Here is a 15,307-nt window from a genome sequence, read left to right as displayed (position 1 = left end):
GGCGGGAAACGGTCGGTGAATACCCGGCTGCCACGCGGTGCCGGGGGCGCGGTGATCGTCGAATCGGCCATCGGATTGGCCGCAAACCGTGCAGACGCCGGTTCGATCCAAGATCTACTGTTCCCGCCGAGGGGCCGGTTCCGCTTGCCCCCATCGAGTTCAGGAGTCCGACGCCGCACCACCGATCCGCCACGTGGAGGAGAACCGGAATGTCAGTGAAGAAGACCGCGTCACGCCTTGCCCTGGTCGGCGTGTCCGCCATGCTCGCGCTCGGCGGCCTGGCCGGGCAGGCCAACGCCAGCTACGCCAACATCGACAACTGGAACACGTTCACCTGCGCCCAGGCTCGTGGGTCCTACTACTACTGCCTCTTCTACAACTCCAACGCCGCCGGCGGCATTTGGGGCAGCAGCGCCAACCCCGGAGTTCCCAAGCTGGCGGGCGAGAAGTTCAGCGACGGCAACGACGTGTGGAACAACGCCGCGTCCGCCGAGAACGCGAGCGCCTGCAACGTGGGCATCTGGGTCAACTCCTATTACATGGGGGACGAGAACTGGTTGAGCCCCAACAAGGGCGGCAACCTCAATTCCTGGCTGAAGAACAACGAGGCCTCGATCGCCATGGACGACGCCTCGCGCTCCTACTGCCCCACCGTCTGACCGCCCGCGTCCCCTGCCCGATGCCTGCCCGCCGGTCGACGCCGGCGGGCAGGCCGTGTCCCGCGCCCCGAGACCCCGGAGGAGAACAACCGTGACTGCCGCAACGAGGGTCGGCCGGGGGCGACTTCCGGTGACGGTGCTGTTCGCGCTGTCCGCCCTGGCGGCAGCCGGGTGCTCCGCCGGGCGGGCCGCGCCGCCGCCCGCCCCGGTGCTGCCCGCCACCGCGGGGCCGACGCCCACGGCGTCACCGGCGGACGTCGACACGCTCCAACTGCCGATCACGGAATACATGTTGACCGCTCAGCAGGAGGCCGCGCTGAAGTGGTTGAACGCGAAGAAGGTCGCCGTGTGCATGCAGCAGTACGGCTTCGACGTGCCCGTGGCACGGGCCCCGGTGGTCTCGGCCTCCGATTCGATCATGTTCCGTCGCTACGGCGTGACCGACCCGGCGAGCGTCAGCACCTGGGGGTACCACCTGCCCAGGCGCGAGGGTAAGGCCCTGCAAGCCGCGCTCTCCTCGGCGGAGAACGCCGTGCTGCTCGGTCGGGACGCCGCAGGCAAACCGGTGACCAGCTCGAATGGGCAGGCGGTGCCGGATGGAGGTTGCCAGGGCAAGGCCAATGCCGAGCTGAGTGAGCTCCAGTCGGCCGGGCGGGGTTCGAACGGCGCCGGGGCCCAACTCGTCGGGCAGACCAAGGGAGACAGCTTCGCGCACTCGATGGCCGACCCGCGCGTGCAGGAGGCCTTCGGGAAGTGGTCGGAGTGCCTGCGCGGCGGCGGGTTCGATGCGAAGAGCCCGGTGGAGGCCGCGGAGAACCTGCCGTCCATGAAGGAGCTCAGGCCGGACGCCGACGAGATTCGGATGGCGCAGGCCGATGTGGACTGCAAGGCGCGCACCAACCTGGTCGGGATCTGGTTCGCCGTTGAGGCCGACTACCAGAAGGGCGCGATCGCCCAGCAGCCGCAGGCGTTCGGCAAGCTCAAGGCGGAGCGCGATGCGCAGGCCGCGCGGATCGACGAGCTCGTCAAGGGGCTGACCGGGCGCTGAGGCGGCTGCGGGTGCGGGTGCAGCTGCGGGTGCAGGTGCGGTTGCGGACGGTCGGGCGGGCGCGAGGTTTCGGGGCGGATGGATGTCACCCTCGGAGTTGGATTGCGTGCGTATAGTGACGATTTGGCTGGTCAAAGCGTCATCAACGCCGTATCCCTGGAGAATTCGTGGCAAACTTCCGCAATCGTCTGGCCCTGCTCGGCTCGGCCACGGCGCTCGCTGCTGGCGCTGTCGTCCCCGCGCAGTTCGTCGGGGCGCAGTCCGCTGCCGCGGCGGACCGGCAGTGGGTCGCCCTGGGCGACTCGTACACCGCCGGGTTCATCCGGGCCGCGGGTGAGGTCTTCGAGATCCCGCGCGACGGCTGCGAGCGCACCGACCAGTCCTATCCTCAACTCATCGAGCGCGACTTCGGTTCGCTCTTCGACCTGACCAACGTCAGCTGCACCGCCGCGACCATCGAGAACGTCACCGACGAGGCACAGGAGCCGATCGGCCGTCACTTCCCGCCGTTCTCCGAGGACCCGGACTACCCGTTCCCCGCCGTGCCGCCCCAGTCCGCGGCGGTGGGACCGGACACCGATGTGATCACCGTCGGCGTGGGCGGCAACACCCTCGGGTTCGCCGATTTCCTGGTCAAGTGCCCGGAGTTGGGCCAGGGGACCGGTGGCGCCGGCACTCCCTGCAAGGACGAGTTGGGCGCGAGCGTCCCGGACCGGCTGAACAGGGTGAGCCGGGAGTACGACCGGATGCTCGCCGTGCTCCACGAGCGCGCCCCGCACGCGAAGATCCTGGCCGTCGGCTTCCCCACCATCTTCCCCAAGGACGCCGCCAAGTGCCGCTACAACGACCCGACGCAGTTCGGCACCATCACCCAGGGCGACCTGGACTGGCTGCGGCAGGACGTCCTGGAGCCCCTCAACAGGATCATCGAGAAGTCGACCGGCACGCAGGAGGCCGCCGACTTCGTCGACCTGTACGAGTCCTCGGCGGAGCACAGTGTCTGCGACGCGAGTAAGTGGGTGGAGGGGTTCATCACGCCGCCCGACCAGCTGTCCTTCGTGCACCCCAACGCGCGCGGCCACCGCAACGTCGCCGACCTGGTCGAGGCGGCGATGCTGGACATCCTCGGCTGAGCCGGGACTGCGACGTCCTTACGTTGAACTGGCCTTTCAGCAGCAGTCGGAGGCCAGTTCGCGTGTGCGCGGGGGCTGGTGGTGCTGACGCGGGGTTGGTCCGGCGGCCTAGAATGCCGGGGTCCGCGAGCGTGCGGCCCGGGGCCGTTGAGATCACCGATGACGAGGGGGCCGTATGACCCGCCCGACCACCGGAATGCTGCACCACGTCGAGATCTGGGTGCCCGACCTCGACCGTGCCGTCGATTGCTTCGGCTGGCTGCTGGACGCCTTGGGCTGGACGCCGTTCCAGAGTTGGGGTGACGGCCGCAGTTGGCGGCTCGGGACGACGTACCTGGTCTTCGAACGGTCCCGGGCGCTCACCGCGGACCAGCACGACCGGTGCCGGCCCGGGCTGAACCACCTGGCGTTCCACGTGCAGGGCCGGGGTGCGGTGGACGCTTTGGTCACCGAGGCTGCGCAGCACGGCTGGAGTCTGATGTTCCCCGACCGTCACCCGCACGCCGGCGGCGAACAGACCTACGCCGCCTATCTGGAGAATGCCGACGGGTTCGAGGTCGAGCTCGTCGCGATCGAGGCAGAACAGCTCGATCTCGCCGCTGCCAGCTGGGCGCACCTCTGCAGCGGTCCCGACCACGACCCGGGTGGTGGGGTGGACATCCCCGAGGCGTTGCGCGGGCTGGCGGCCGCGACTGACCTCGCGCAGGCCCGCAGATGCGCCGACCGCCTGTACGACCTGGTCTACCACTCGCATTCCGGTGGGTACTTGCTGCCGGCCGAGGCCGTGGTGCCGCACCTGATCCGGCTCGGCTCCTCCGGGCCGGCCGTGGTGCGGGCGATGGCTCTGGGGTTCCTGGTGGACCTCGGCGGTGGCGGGTGGTCGGGGGCGGAGAGCTGCCCGGGCAGCGAAGGTTTCGCGTCCCGCACCACCGCGGCCGTTCGGGCGGGACTGCCGACGTACTACGCGCAGGTGAAGTCACCCGACGCGATCGTGCGTGCGGCGGCGTTCGTCCTGATCACCGTCCTGGAGCACGAGGCCCTGATGTTCCTCAGGGGCGACGAGCGCATCGCGGTGCAGACCGGGCCGCCGATCACGTCCGCGCGTTATCGCGCCATGGTCGATCGGCTCCACGAGCACGACTGGGACCCGTCCGTCCGGCGGCACTTGGGGCTGGCGAAGATCGATCCGCTGTTCGGCCAGGGCGAGGAGCACGGGATCGAGTACCTGTACGACTCCGTCGGTTGGTGAACTCGTGGCAGGTTCGGACCAGGACTTGTCCGGTCGATCAACCGGTCCTCGTCGAAGCCCGGCGGCCGTCCGCCGCGTGAGCCTTTGCGCAGGCGGGTGGCCCGGCTAGTTGCTGGTGATGTCCGGAATCCCGGTGGGGGCAGGGACGGGTTCTAGGGTGAAGGCCTGGCCCGTGGGCGGTGCGGCACAGGGGAGTTGGAGCACCGAGGCTCCCGGGGTGGCGATGCCTCCGGGGACGGTGACGCACGCGTCGGTGTGGGCGGGGCGGATCAGGTAGGCGCCGGAGCCGTCCGGCGACGGGCGCAGCCTGAACCGTTCGGCGGTGCCCCGGCGGCCGCAGTAGTCGTTCATCAGGCGGGCGCCCTCGGTGCGCAGTCCGGAGTCGACTCCCAGGCAGCCGTGGCCGAGAACGGGATGGAGCGAACGGATCATGTAGAGGCCCTCGCCCCCCGGCTCCAGGACGTAGGTGGGCACGGCACCGGCGCAGTCGACCTGCGTCACCCGCCCGCCGCTGTCCTGGACGGCCGACTCGCCCAGGCACAGGCCCGATCCCGTTGGCCGGATTCGGTACGCCCCGGCGGCGAGCGGGAGCGTCTCATGGGCGGCGCCTCCGGGGGGTGCGGTGGTGCCCGGGGAACGGACGGGGCCGTGTCGGAGTGCCAGAAATCCCGCCAAAGCGCAGATCACGGCCAAGAGGGACCCGAGCAGGGCCGCACCCCGGGGCAGCCGCCGCGAGCCGGGCGCCGGCGGAGGCGGTGGGGCGGGGGTGCTCGGCCCCGCTCCGTCAGTGTCGTCCGTCCCCTCCTTGCCCGATGCCAGACGGGCGCGTGCCTCCAGCCAAGCGCCCGGAGGTCCCTGGTGACCGCAGGCGAGCAGGAACGCCCGCAGCACTTCGGGCCTGGGTAGTTGGTCATGGCGCAGAATGGCGGCCACCGTGCTGCGCGGGAGCGTCTCGCCGAGTTCGGCGGCGCGGTTCTCCAGCGCGCGATAGGTGAGTCCGGACCGTTCCCGTAACTCCCGCAGCAGCGCGACGAATTGAGCCGCGTTGTGGGCACGGGCCGGATCGGGGGGCGGCGGCGGAGAGCTCATCCCGCGATTCTCGCCAAGCCACTGCGGGCGGCACCACCGGGATTTGAGTCGTTCATGACCGGCGATCCCGGGGTGGGTGCTTCCATGCCACCAGGTGTGGGCGACTCGGCCTGCCGCTGCGTGTCCGTCCTGGACGGTTCGGACATCGCTGGTCAGGGGCCGGGCGGCTGTCCACGGGTGTCCGGGACGGCTATCTCCTTGCCCGGTCGCTCCGGTGGGTGGTGGAGTTCGAACCGCTCGGCCCCCGGCCGTTCCGCCACGAGCGGTTCGGGCCGAGGACCGGGCCGTGTACCGGGTTCGCCCGGGCCTGACCATCCGTCACACCGCGAGGAGTTCACGATGATCAACCTCAAGCGCGCGGCCGTCGGCGTCGCCGTCGTCAGCAGCGTCGTCCTGGGCGCTGCGGGCACCGCGAATGCCGCGAGCTGGATCACCCTGCGTTCGGGGATCAGCCTCAGCACCTGCGAGGCCGAGAAGAACGGTGCCACCCAGCCGGTCCGCTGCATCGAGTCCCCGGTGGGCAGCGGCAAGTACAAGTTCCAGGTGTGGGCCTGAGCGGCGCGCCCCGGCGGGCCGGTCGGCAGCTGCCGGCCGGCCCGCAACTCCCCGGTCGGGTCGAGCGCACCGGCAACGCGGTGCACCGGCCGGGTGCCGGCCTCCGGGCACCACCTACTGGTTCACCACGATCGGCGGGCTTGGACGACTCCGGGCCCGCCTCGCATGGAGCCGGGCGAACCGGGACGTGGTCGATCGGGCGGGCTGAACTCGCGGTGCCGGCTGCCGGGTTGGGCCGGCGTCCGCTTTGGGCCGGCGTCCGCTTTGGCGTACGGGCTCAGTCCCGGGCGGCGATCCTGGCGAGGGTGACCTCGTCCTCGGTCGGGGCGGTCATGCGGAAGGCGTGGAGTCCGACGTCCCAGAGGCTCACCACCGGTTCGGGGGCGCCGTCCTCGTCGGAGAAGCCCTCGACGTAGAAGCCGAAGAAGTCCAGCATCGCGCGCTCGCCCAGTTCGAGCGGATGGAACGGCAGCGGGTACGGCTCGTCGTCCTCGTCCTCGTCCTCGGGCTCCACGGGGTACCGGCCTTCCCAGTAGGGCAGTTCGAACGGGAGCCGCTCGCCGATATCCTCGACGATGCCGCCGTCCGGGGACAGGCTCAGGGAGCGGACCAGCCTGCCGTCGTCCCAGACGGCGAAGGCCAGCCAGTCGGAGACGCTGTGCATCGCGTGGAGGTAGAGGCGCCGGCCTCGGCCGGCGGCGACAAGGTGCTCGGGAAGCTGTGACGGCAGGCCGAGCATGACCTCCTGGTCGCAGATCAGGTCGAGCCCCGGCACGGACAGTGCGCAGACCGTCCCCTCGGGCGGGTAGAGCGCCTCGGCCAGTGCCCACGGCTCGTCGTTGCCCGCGTCGAGGCGGTGGCCCGGGCGTATCCGGGCGAGCAGTGCGGCGGCCTGGTCGAGGTCAGGGGCCGGTGCGTCTTGGAGTACGTCGGCGATGGCGGCTTCCGCGTAGGCCAGCAGTGCGGTCTTCGCTCCCATGTGGCCCGTCCTCGGTTCGTCCTGTTGGCTTCGGCCGGAGGCTACTGGCCGGCACGGACAGTTGGACGGTCGGGCGTCGAGTTCAGGGGCCGGGGCCGGGCGCTGTGCTCGGATCCGCGCGGCAGCGGAGGGGCAGGGGCGGGCCGAGTGGAACTCGAGGGGCCGGACATGGAGTTGAGGCGAGGCCCCGGTTCCTCCCGGGTGGTCACCCGGGCGAGGCGGGCAGCCGTTCGGGATGGCGTCCGGTTCGTGACGGTCTGTCAGGTGGGGGTGTTCGGAGTGTGAGGCATCCCTCTCCTGTCGTCGTGGCGCCGGTGGCCCGGGAAGGTTGACCATGGAGGAATGACCTCTTCGCATGACGGTGACCGACCGGATCCGACCGACGGTGCTCCCGCCCGTGGGTACCTGCTGGACAACGCGCGGGCGGAGGCGGGTGAGCGATTCGTGTGGTTGGCCGAGCTGTTCGACGGTGTGACGCGCGGGCACTTCGGGCGGCTGGGGATCGGGGCCGGGTCGCGTTGCTGGGAGGTGGGGGCGGGTGGCCCGGGTATCCCGGAGGCGCTTGCGGCGGCTGTCGGGCCCACCGGGTACGTGCTGGCCACGGACATCGACCCGTCGTGGCTGAAGGACGGCGAGGGGTACGAGGTGCGTCGGCACGACGTCGTCGCCGATCCGGCGCCGGAGCCGGGGACGTTCGATCTGGTGCACGCCCGGCTCGTGCTGGTCCATCTGCCGGACCGCGCCCGGGCGTTGGCCACCATGGTGGCGGCATTGCGGCCCGGCGGCTGGCTGCTGATCGAGGACGCCGACACGGCCCTTCAGCCGCTGGCATGCCTGGACGACAGCGGTCCTGCGCAGCGGCGGGCCAACCGGCTGCGCGGCGGGGTCCGGGAGTTGCTGTCGGGTCGCGGTGCGGACCTGAGCTTCGGGCGGACGCTGCCGCGGATACTGCGTGAGGCCGGGTTGGTGGACGTGGCTGCTGCGGGCACGTTCCCGGTCGGTGGGCCGGCCTGCAACCGGCTGGAGGCGGCGACCATTCGGCACGTGCGCGGCGAGCTGCTCGCGGCCCGCCTGGCCGACGACGCGGAGATCGACGCGCACCTGGCCTCCATCGAAGCGGGCGAACTCGACCTGACGCTCGCGCCGTTGATCTCGGCCTGGGGGCGCCGTCCGATCGAGGGCTGAGGACTCTGCGGCGGCCGGGCAGGTGGGCCAGGTCGGTTAGGTCGGCCAGGTCGGCGGGCGGGGGCCAGTTCTCGCAGGCCTGCCAGGACCCAGTGCACCATGCGGCCATGGTGGTGGGGCCCACGCCGCGCGTCATGAGTACGGGTACTTATTGCGGAGCCGGTCCTGGCCGGGCGCGAATTCGCGCCCGGCCAGCGGGAGTTGTCAGTGCGGTGCGCGGATGGCGTCGATGATGCGGGTCCAGTTGTCGCTGCCGTGGCCGCGGTCGATGGCGTGCCGGTAGTGGGCCTGGACGGCCAGCGGGAGGGCGAGGTCGAGGCCGAGGGAGGTGCTGGTCTCGACGATGTGGTCGGCGGTGGCGCCCATCATGGTGACGGTGCTGAGGTGGCCGGGGTGTTCGCCCGCGTCGAGGGCCGTGCCGGGGGTCGCTTCGACGGCCCGCAGGATGGCGCCGGTCTGGTCGGCGGAGGCGAGCAGTTCGGGCAGCGCCTCGGCGGCCTTCATGCCGGCCGTGCCGAGCATCGCGGTGGCGTGCATCAGAGCGGACAAGGTGCCGAGGAACACGGCGAGTTGGGCCTGGTACATCATCTGGGCGAGGCCCGGGTCGGTGCCGAGGTACCTGGGTGTTCCGAGCAGTTCCAGCACGGCCGTGTGGCGTTCCATCAGCTGCGGGTCGCCGCTGTAGTAGACGTGGGCCGCCGGTGTGCCGACCATCGGCGCGGGGACCATGACGCCGCCGGTGAGGAAGTTCGCGCCGTGCTCGGCCGCCCAGGTGGCCGCCTCGCGGGAGCGGTCGGGGGTGTCGGAGCTGAGGTTGACCAGGGTGCGGCCGGCGAGCGCGGGGGTGGCGTCGTCGAGGATGTCGTGCATCGCCCGGTAGTCGGTGAGACTGAGGACGGTGAGGTCGCTCGCCTGCACCGCTTCGGCGGGCGTCGCGGCGAGAGTGGCCCCGGCGGCGATCAGGTCGGCGGCGCGGGCGGGGGTGCGGTTCCAGACCGTGACGGGGTGGCCGGCGGCGAGGAGGGTGCGGGTCATGGCCTGGCCCATCGGGCCGAGTCCGATCACGGTGACTGCGCTGAGCTTCTGGTGTTCGTTCACCCCTCCATGCTCGGAGAGCGCCGCTACTCTCGGAAGTACCCACTATTTTCTGCGGTACTTACCTTTTAGTAAGGGGAGTTGGCGATGGCCAAGGCGCCACGACGGGGCCCGTACATCTGTGGCATCGACGCCGCGCTCGACGTGGTGAGCGGCAAGTGGAAGGGCCTCATCCTCTGGGAGCTGGACACCCATGGAGTGCGCCGCTTCGCCGAACTCCGGCGCGCGCTACCGGGGGTGAGCGAGAAGATGCTGACGCAGCACCTGCGCGAACTGGAGGAGGACGGGCTGGTCCACCGCGAGGTGTACGCCCAGGTGCCGCCTCGGGTGGAGTACTCGCTGACCGGGGACGGACGCACCCTCAACCGCGCGCTCGGGCCGCTCGGCGCGTGGGGGACGGAGCGGGTGCGCCGTGAAGGCCTCGGGACGGTTGAGGTTCCGGCGCCCGGTCAGCAGTGAGGCCCGCGGCCGTCAGCGTTCGTCCGGGGGGAGGAGGAGGACGGCGAGGGCCCGGGCGCAGGTGTGGGCCTGGGCGAGGGTGTGGGGGAGGGTGTGGAGGGTGAGGTGGGCGGGGGTGGAGCGGAGGGCGAGGGCGAAGCGGGCCGTGGCGGTGGCGTCGAGGACGGGGACGGCGAGGGTGCGGATGCCGGGGGCGGATTCGCCGTCGTTGAGGGCGTAGCCGCGTTCGCGGGTGAGGGCGAGTTCGGCGTCGAGGGCGGCGGGGTCGGTGAGGGTGCGGTCGGTGTAGGCGGGGAGCGGCCCGGGCAGCGGGCTCTCGGTGGGGGAGGGCCAGGCGAGCAGCACCTTGCCGAGGGCGGTGGAGTGCAGCGGGCGGCGCAGGCCGAGGCCGGTGGAGGGCAGGACGGAGCCGCCGACCAGGATGACGGCGTGCGGGCCGGAGCGGATGGCGAGGTCGGCGGTGGCGCCGGTGCGGCGGGCGAGCTGGTCGAGTTCGGGGCCGGCCAGGTGCAAGCCGCGCTGGTGGAAGGTGAGTTGGCCGAGTTCGGCGACGGCCGGGCCGAGCCGGTAGCGGGCGGTGCGCTCGTCCTGGTCGAGGAAGCCCGTGACGACCAGGGTGCGGGCCAGGCGGTGCGCGGTGGAGACGGACAGGCCCATCCGGCGGGCGAGTTCGGAGGCGCTGAGGTCGGGGCCGTTGTCGTGGAAGCAGTGCAGCAGCCCGAGTGCTCGGTGCACTGCCTGGGCGCCGGCCGGTGGTGACTGGAGAGTTCCGGGGCTGGCGGGCATCGCGCACCTCTTCGGGAGTGGCTCATATGGGGTCAACTGCGGTGGGATTTCCAGGATATGGGTGTGATCGCGAACAGAGCATGTCGGCGGTGTTGCGGCAGCGCACCCTCGCGTGAACGGATGATCCCATCATTTGGCAAGGCTTGATCCGGGACCTGACCCCGTGGAACGCTCGACGCATCGGTGAACATCGGTAGCCACCGGCCCGGTGGGACGGTCCGACAGGAGGGAGCGCGCCGTGGGCATAGACCGGCTGCGCTCCCGCTGTTGTCGCTGAGCACCCTCCCCAACTCCCTTTTCCCGTCGCGCTGTTCCCACTGTGTGGGATGCCTGTGCGTTCTCTTAGATTTCCGGAGCCCCGCCATGAGCCCCGTACCCGCCGTTTCCGGCACGCCCCCGTACCCCGACACCCTGTGGTTCACCCGCTGCCCGGTGCCCACCGCCACCGGCATCGCCGCCGACCGCGGCTGGCTGGCCGAGGAGTTCGCGGCCGACGGCATCGAGGTGCGTTCCCTGCAGGACGCGCCGCCCGAGGTCGCCGCCGACCACCACTACACGCACGCGCTGACCGCGCTGTTCCGGGAGGGTGGCAACGTGCCTGCGCTGTGGGCCCGTTCGCGTGGTGAGCGGACCCGGCTGATCGGCCTCACCTGGATCGAGGAGCGTCAGGCGATTCTGGTTCGGGAGAGCGGTGGGATTCGCTCGGCCGAGCAGCTGCGGGGCGCCCGGCTCGCGGTGCCCCGGCACTCGATCGGCATCGACTTCTGGCGGGCGATGGCCCTGGCCGGCCACCACGGCGCCCTGACGTCGGCGCAACTCGGCTGGGAAGACGTCGAGTTGACGGAGGTGCCGGCGGAGCCCGGCGGTGAGCAGTGGGCGGCCGAGCTGGCGGCGCTGCGGGACGGCCGGGTGGACGCGGTGTACGTGAAGGGCGCGCTCGCCGTGGAAGCCGCCCGCCGGTACGGCGCGGTACCCGCCGTGGAGCTGGACGCGCTCGCCGACCGCCGCCACCGGGTCAACAACGGCACCCCGCGGCCGATCACCGTGCACCAGCAACTCCTGGACGAGCACCCCGAGTTGGTGGCCCGGTTCGTCGCCGTGCTGCTGCGCGCCGCCGACTGGGCGGCCGGGCAGCCGGACGAGGTGGCGCGCATCCTCGGGGCCGAGACCGGCGCGGGCCCGGAGGGCGTCGCCGGGGCTTACGCCGGGGGCGGACACCGCACCCTGCACCTGGACCTGTCCGCCGAGCGCCTCGACCTGCTCGCCCAGCAGGAGCGGTTCCTGCACGCCCACGGCTTCCTCGCCGACCGGGTGGACGTCCACGCCTGGGCCGACCCCGCCCCGCTGGCCGCCGCCTGCGCGGCACTAGCCGCCAACGCCCGTTCCTGAAGCCCTCGTTCGCCGAAGTCCGACCTTCCCCGACTCACCTGTGATCCAAGAGGAGAGACCCATGCGCAGCACCATTTCGCGCACCCCCGTCGCCGTCGCCGTCACCGCAGCTGCCGCCCTCGCCCTGACCGCCTGCGGCTCGTCCGGGTCGGAGGCGGGCAGGAGCGCCGACGGCAACGGCGGCGAGGTGGTGCTCCGGGTGCCCGACCCCGGGAACTCCGGGTTCCTGGCGAAGGGGAAGAAGGACGGGTCGCTGGACCGGGCGCTGGAGGCCGTGCACGCCAGGGTGGTGTGGACGGGCAGCGCCGGGCCGTTCGCGCCGGCCGCGCAGGCGCTGAACGCGGACCAACTGGACGTCGCGCAGGGCTCGATCACCTCCGCGATCACCGCGCTCGCCCAGAAGCCCGGCTTCAAGCTGTTCGCGCAGCTCGAGCCCGACCAGGCCGGCGAAGGCATCCTGGTGAAGAACGGCTCGCCGATCAAGGAGGTCAAGGACTTGATCGGCAAGAAGGTCGCGGTCTCCCAGGGCGGCACCTCCGAGTACCTGCTGCTGAAGGCGCTGGAGAAGAACAACATCCCGGCCGACCAGGTGCAGCGGGTCTACCTGCGCGCCGACCAGACCTCCGGCGTCTTCAACTCCGGCCAGGTGGACGCCTGGGCGACCTGGGGGACGTTCTCCATCCCGGCGATCGCCAACACGGCTGCGCACTTCCTGGTGGACGGCAAGGCCGTCGGCAGCGACAACTATGCGGTGTGGGCGGCCCGTTCGGGATTCTCCGAGCAGCACCCCGAGGTGCTGAAGGCGTTCTACGGCTACCTGCACGAGAACGGCGCGAAGGAGAAGGCCGACCCCGCCGCCTACTTGAACGTGTTCACCGACGCGGGCCCGACCGCCGTCAGCCCGGCCGAGCAGCAGGTCGCCGTCGAGTTCGGCAAGCAGCGTGCCGTGGACTCGCCGATCACCGAGGCGGACATCGCCCGGTTCGGTGTGGTCGCCGCGTTCTACGCCGACCAGGGCGTCACCAAGTCGAAGGTGGACGTCAAGCCCTACCTGATCGACATCAACTCCCTTGGCGGCGCGGTTTCCGGAGCGGTTTCCGGCGCGGCTTCCGGAGAAGCTTCCGGAGCGGCGAAGTGACCGCCGCGGCCGTCACCGCCGAGCAGGCGCGGGCCGCCGGGCTGGAAGCCCCGCGCGCCCGGACCACCGCCGACCGCCCGCGCGGCGTCTCGCTCGCCCTGCGCACCCTCGGCCCGCTCGCGCTGCTGGCCGCCTGGCAGGTCTCCTCCGCGACCGGCGTGCTCACCCCCGACGTGCTCGCCTCGCCCGGCCAAGTCGTCCAGGCGGTGGGCGAGTTGTGGGGCAACGGGCAGCTGGCCGCCGCGCTGTCCACCTCGCTGACCAGGGCCGCGCTCGGCCTGCTGCTCGGGGCGGGTACCGGGTTGGTGCTCGGCGTGGTCACCGGATTCTTCCGGCTCGGCGAGGAGTTGCTCGACTCCGCCGTCCAAGTGCTGCGCACCGTCCCGTTCCTGGCGCTGGTGCCGCTGTTCATGGTGTGGTTCGGCATCACCGAGACCGCGAAGGTCGCGCTGATCGGCGTCGCCACGTCCTTCCCGATGTACGTCTCCACCTCCGGCGGCGTGCGCAACACCGACCGCAAACTCGTCGAGGCGATGCGCAGCTTCGGACTGTCGCGCTGGGCGATTGTCCGCGAGGTCGTTCTGCCCGGTGCGCTGCCCGCGCTGCTGTCCGGACTGCGACTGTCGATGACGCTGAGCGTGATCGCGCTGATCGCCGCCGAGGAGATCAACTCCACTGAGGGAATCGGCTACTTGATGGCCCAGGCGCAGAACTTCTCGCGCACCGACGTGCTCGCCGTGTGCATCCTGATCTACGGCCTGCTGGGCCTGGCCGCCGACGGCGCCGTGCGCGTCCTCGAGCGGGTGCTGATGCCGTGGCGTCCGGTCAACGGGCGGGCGGGTGCCGGGCGATGACCACTCCGGCTGTTCATGTCCGGGGTCTGCGACGGGTGTTCGGCACCCGGGCCGTCCTGGACGGCATCGACCTGGACATCGCCCGCGGCGAATTCCTCGCCCTGCTCGGCGCGTCCGGCACCGGAAAGACCACGCTGCTGCGGATCCTCGGCGCACTCGACCGGGCCGACGAGGGCACCGTCCTGGTGCCGCCCGCGCGGACGGTGGTCTTCCAGGAACCGCGGCTGATCCCTTCCAAGCGCGTCCTCGGCAACGTCACCATCGGCCTGCCGCGCGGCACCGACACCCGGGAGACCGGGCAGCGGGCACTCGCCGAAGTCGGCCTTGCCGGCCACGCCGACGCCTGGCCCAGCACCCTGTCCGGCGGCGAGGCGCAGCGCGCCGCGCTCGCCCGGGCCCTCGTGCGCGAACCCCAACTGCTGCTGCTGGACGAGCCGTTCGCCGCCCTGGACGCACTCACCCGGCTGCGCATGCAGGACCTGGTCGGCGACCTGTGCCGCCGGCACCGCCCCGCCGTGCTGCTGGTCACGCACGACGTGGACGAGGCGATCCGCCTCGCCGACCGGGTGGCCGTGCTGCGCGACGGCGCACTCGTGCGGGACGAGACGGTCGCCGTCGAACGCCCCCGCGACCCCGCCGACCCCGCCTTCGCGACGCTGCGCCGCGACCTGCTCGCCGATCTCGGCGTGCACCAGGACGCCAAGGCCGAAGCCCACAAGTCCAACTGACGCCTCATCAGCCACAAAGAGAGAGCTCTCATCCATGACCGTCACCGTCGGTGTGCACCGCTCCAATCCGTCCCTCTACCACCTGGCCCGACTCGGCTACCTCCAGCAGGAGTTGGCACCGCTCGGCGAGACCGCCGAGTTCCACCACTACGCCGACGGCACGAAGACCGGCGGTTACCTGGCGGACGGCACCATCGACTTCGGCGGGACGGGATCCACCCCGCCGATCACCGCGCAGGCCGCCGGGCACGACATCGTGTACACGGCGGTGTCCGCGCCCCGGCCCGACCACGGGGCGCTGCTGGTCGCCGCCGACGGCCCGATCGCCTCGGTCGCCGACCTGAAGGGCACCACCGTGGTGCTCGCCGTCGGCTCCTGGCAGACCCACCTGCTCGCCAAGGCCCTGCACCAGCACGGGCTTTCGTACCGCGACGACCTCACCGCCGAACGGCCCGCGGGCGACGAGGCCGAGCGGCTGCGCAGCGGCGCCATCGCCGGCTGGATCGCGCAGGGCGCGGAACTCGCCGCCGCCCGCCGCACCGGAGAGTTCCGCGAACTGATCCGCACCGCGGACGTGATCACCGACCGCTCGGTGTTCTTCGCCCGCCGTGAACTCGCCGTCCAGCGGCCCGAGGTGGTCGCCGCGATCGTCACCGCCCTTCAGCGCGCCGACCACTGGGCCGCCGCCCACCCCGAGGAGGCGGCCGCGATCGCCGCCGCCGACCAGGGCGGAGAGGCGGTCGACTGGCACGCCGCGCTGAGCGCGCTGCCCTGGCAACTGGAGCCCGCCACCGCCGAGTTCGTCGCCGAGCAGCAGGAAGCCGCCGACATCTTCCACCGGGTCGGCTTCATCGACCGGCCCGTCACCGTCGCCGACATCCACCTGCCCGCCCTGGAGCAGCCGGTCGCCGACGCCATCGTCCGCGCCGCGAACTCCCGCGCCACGAAGGGGAACTGACCG

At 71.7% G+C, this 15,307-nt stretch carries 15 protein-coding genes and 1 pseudogene; 12 read left to right on the top strand and 4 right to left on the bottom strand.

What is annotated here, in order from left to right; genetic code table 11:
- Nucleotides 1–209 precede the first annotated feature (209 nt).
- From ACFYS8_RS02750 to ACFYS8_RS02735, 4 genes and pseudogenes are all read left to right on the top strand, one after another.
- Nucleotides 210–659 (top strand): hypothetical protein, encoded by a 450-nt coding sequence (locus ACFYS8_RS02750; RefSeq protein WP_387634760.1) that lies wholly within the window; start codon nucleotides 210–212, stop codon nucleotides 657–659.
- A gap of 130 nt (nucleotides 660–789) precedes the next feature.
- Nucleotides 790–1,707, top strand: coding sequence for a hypothetical protein (locus ACFYS8_RS02745; protein ID WP_387634757.1), 918 nt, complete (start codon nucleotides 790–792; stop codon nucleotides 1,705–1,707).
- Between the two features lie 167 nt (nucleotides 1,708–1,874).
- Nucleotides 1,875–2,840 (top strand): SGNH/GDSL hydrolase family protein, encoded by a 966-nt coding sequence (locus tag ACFYS8_RS02740; RefSeq protein ID WP_387634755.1) that lies wholly within the window; start codon nucleotides 1,875–1,877, stop codon nucleotides 2,838–2,840.
- A 196-nt stretch (nucleotides 2,841–3,036) separates the two neighbouring features.
- Nucleotides 3,037–3,417, top strand: a pseudogene (locus ACFYS8_RS02735) (VOC family protein); the annotation flags it as partial.
- A gap of 777 nt (nucleotides 3,418–4,194) precedes the next feature.
- On the opposite strand, the gene ACFYS8_RS02730 reads toward ACFYS8_RS02735, so the two are convergent.
- Nucleotides 4,195–5,178: a helix-turn-helix domain-containing protein gene (locus tag ACFYS8_RS02730; RefSeq protein ID WP_387634753.1), complete on the bottom strand. Its 984-nt coding sequence runs from the start codon at nucleotides 5,176–5,178 to the stop codon at nucleotides 4,195–4,197.
- A gap of 339 nt (nucleotides 5,179–5,517) precedes the next feature.
- Between ACFYS8_RS02730 and ACFYS8_RS02725 the strand changes: the two genes are divergently transcribed.
- A complete protein-coding gene (locus ACFYS8_RS02725; RefSeq protein ID WP_387634751.1) occupies nucleotides 5,518–5,733 on the top strand; it encodes a hypothetical protein in 216 nt (71 codons plus the stop codon).
- Between the two features lie 277 nt (nucleotides 5,734–6,010).
- Here the strand turns inward: ACFYS8_RS02725 and ACFYS8_RS02720 are convergent, their stop codons facing one another.
- Nucleotides 6,011–6,712 (bottom strand): DUF6928 family protein, encoded by a 702-nt coding sequence (locus tag ACFYS8_RS02720; protein WP_387634749.1) that lies wholly within the window; start codon nucleotides 6,710–6,712, stop codon nucleotides 6,011–6,013.
- A gap of 342 nt (nucleotides 6,713–7,054) precedes the next feature.
- On the opposite strand from ACFYS8_RS02720, the gene ACFYS8_RS02715 reads away from it, so the two are divergent.
- Nucleotides 7,055–7,897, top strand: coding sequence for a methyltransferase domain-containing protein (locus ACFYS8_RS02715; RefSeq protein ID WP_387634746.1), 843 nt, complete (start codon nucleotides 7,055–7,057; stop codon nucleotides 7,895–7,897).
- A 204-nt stretch (nucleotides 7,898–8,101) separates the two neighbouring features.
- Here ACFYS8_RS02715 and ACFYS8_RS02710 read toward each other — a convergent pair whose 3' ends face one another.
- Nucleotides 8,102–8,944 carry an NAD(P)-dependent oxidoreductase gene (locus ACFYS8_RS02710; RefSeq protein ID WP_387636810.1) on the bottom strand — a complete coding sequence of 281 codons (843 nt, stop codon included), beginning with the start codon at nucleotides 8,942–8,944 and terminating at the stop codon, nucleotides 8,102–8,104.
- Nucleotides 8,945–9,079: 135 nt separating this feature from the next.
- On the opposite strand from ACFYS8_RS02710, the gene ACFYS8_RS02705 reads away from it, so the two are divergent.
- Nucleotides 9,080–9,451, top strand: a complete 372-nt coding sequence (locus ACFYS8_RS02705; protein WP_387634744.1) for a winged helix-turn-helix transcriptional regulator — start codon at nucleotides 9,080–9,082, stop codon at nucleotides 9,449–9,451.
- A 12-nt stretch (nucleotides 9,452–9,463) separates the two neighbouring features.
- Here ACFYS8_RS02705 and ACFYS8_RS02700 read toward each other — a convergent pair whose 3' ends face one another.
- Nucleotides 9,464–10,237 (bottom strand): IclR family transcriptional regulator, encoded by a 774-nt coding sequence (locus ACFYS8_RS02700; protein ID WP_387634742.1) that lies wholly within the window; start codon nucleotides 10,235–10,237, stop codon nucleotides 9,464–9,466.
- A gap of 363 nt (nucleotides 10,238–10,600) precedes the next feature.
- Between ACFYS8_RS02700 and ACFYS8_RS02695 the strand changes: the two genes are divergently transcribed.
- The 5 genes from ACFYS8_RS02695 to ACFYS8_RS02675 all read left to right on the top strand — a co-directional run bounded on the left by ACFYS8_RS02695 (nucleotide 10,601) and on the right by ACFYS8_RS02675 (nucleotide 15,304).
- The gene (locus ACFYS8_RS02695; protein ID WP_387634739.1) at nucleotides 10,601–11,626 is read left to right on the top strand and encodes an ABC transporter substrate-binding protein; all 1,026 of its coding nucleotides are present in this window, start codon (nucleotides 10,601–10,603) and stop codon (nucleotides 11,624–11,626) included.
- A 61-nt stretch (nucleotides 11,627–11,687) separates the two neighbouring features.
- Nucleotides 11,688–12,764: an ABC transporter substrate-binding protein gene (locus tag ACFYS8_RS02690; protein WP_387634736.1), complete on the top strand. Its 1,077-nt coding sequence runs from the start codon at nucleotides 11,688–11,690 to the stop codon at nucleotides 12,762–12,764.
- Nucleotides 12,761–13,618 carry an ABC transporter permease gene (locus tag ACFYS8_RS02685; protein ID WP_387634734.1) on the top strand — a complete coding sequence of 286 codons (858 nt, stop codon included), beginning with the start codon at nucleotides 12,761–12,763 and terminating at the stop codon, nucleotides 13,616–13,618. Before ACFYS8_RS02690 ends, ACFYS8_RS02685 begins: the two co-directional genes overlap by 4 nt.
- On the top strand, nucleotides 13,615–14,346 hold the full coding sequence (locus ACFYS8_RS02680; RefSeq protein WP_387634731.1) for an ABC transporter ATP-binding protein: 732 nt from the start codon (nucleotides 13,615–13,617) through the stop codon (nucleotides 14,344–14,346). The genes ACFYS8_RS02685 and ACFYS8_RS02680 overlap by 4 nt, the downstream gene beginning before the upstream one ends.
- A gap of 34 nt (nucleotides 14,347–14,380) precedes the next feature.
- Nucleotides 14,381–15,304, top strand: coding sequence for an ABC transporter substrate-binding protein (locus tag ACFYS8_RS02675; RefSeq protein WP_387634729.1), 924 nt, complete (start codon nucleotides 14,381–14,383; stop codon nucleotides 15,302–15,304).
- Nucleotides 15,305–15,307: the final 3 nt, after the last annotated feature.

It is taken from the genome of Kitasatospora sp. NPDC004615, assembly GCF_042873545.1.
Classification (GTDB): domain Bacteria; phylum Actinomycetota; class Actinomycetes; order Streptomycetales; family Streptomycetaceae; genus Kitasatospora.
Note: the sequence above shows the minus strand (reverse complement) of the source record. Positions and strands in the feature narration are given on the sequence as shown.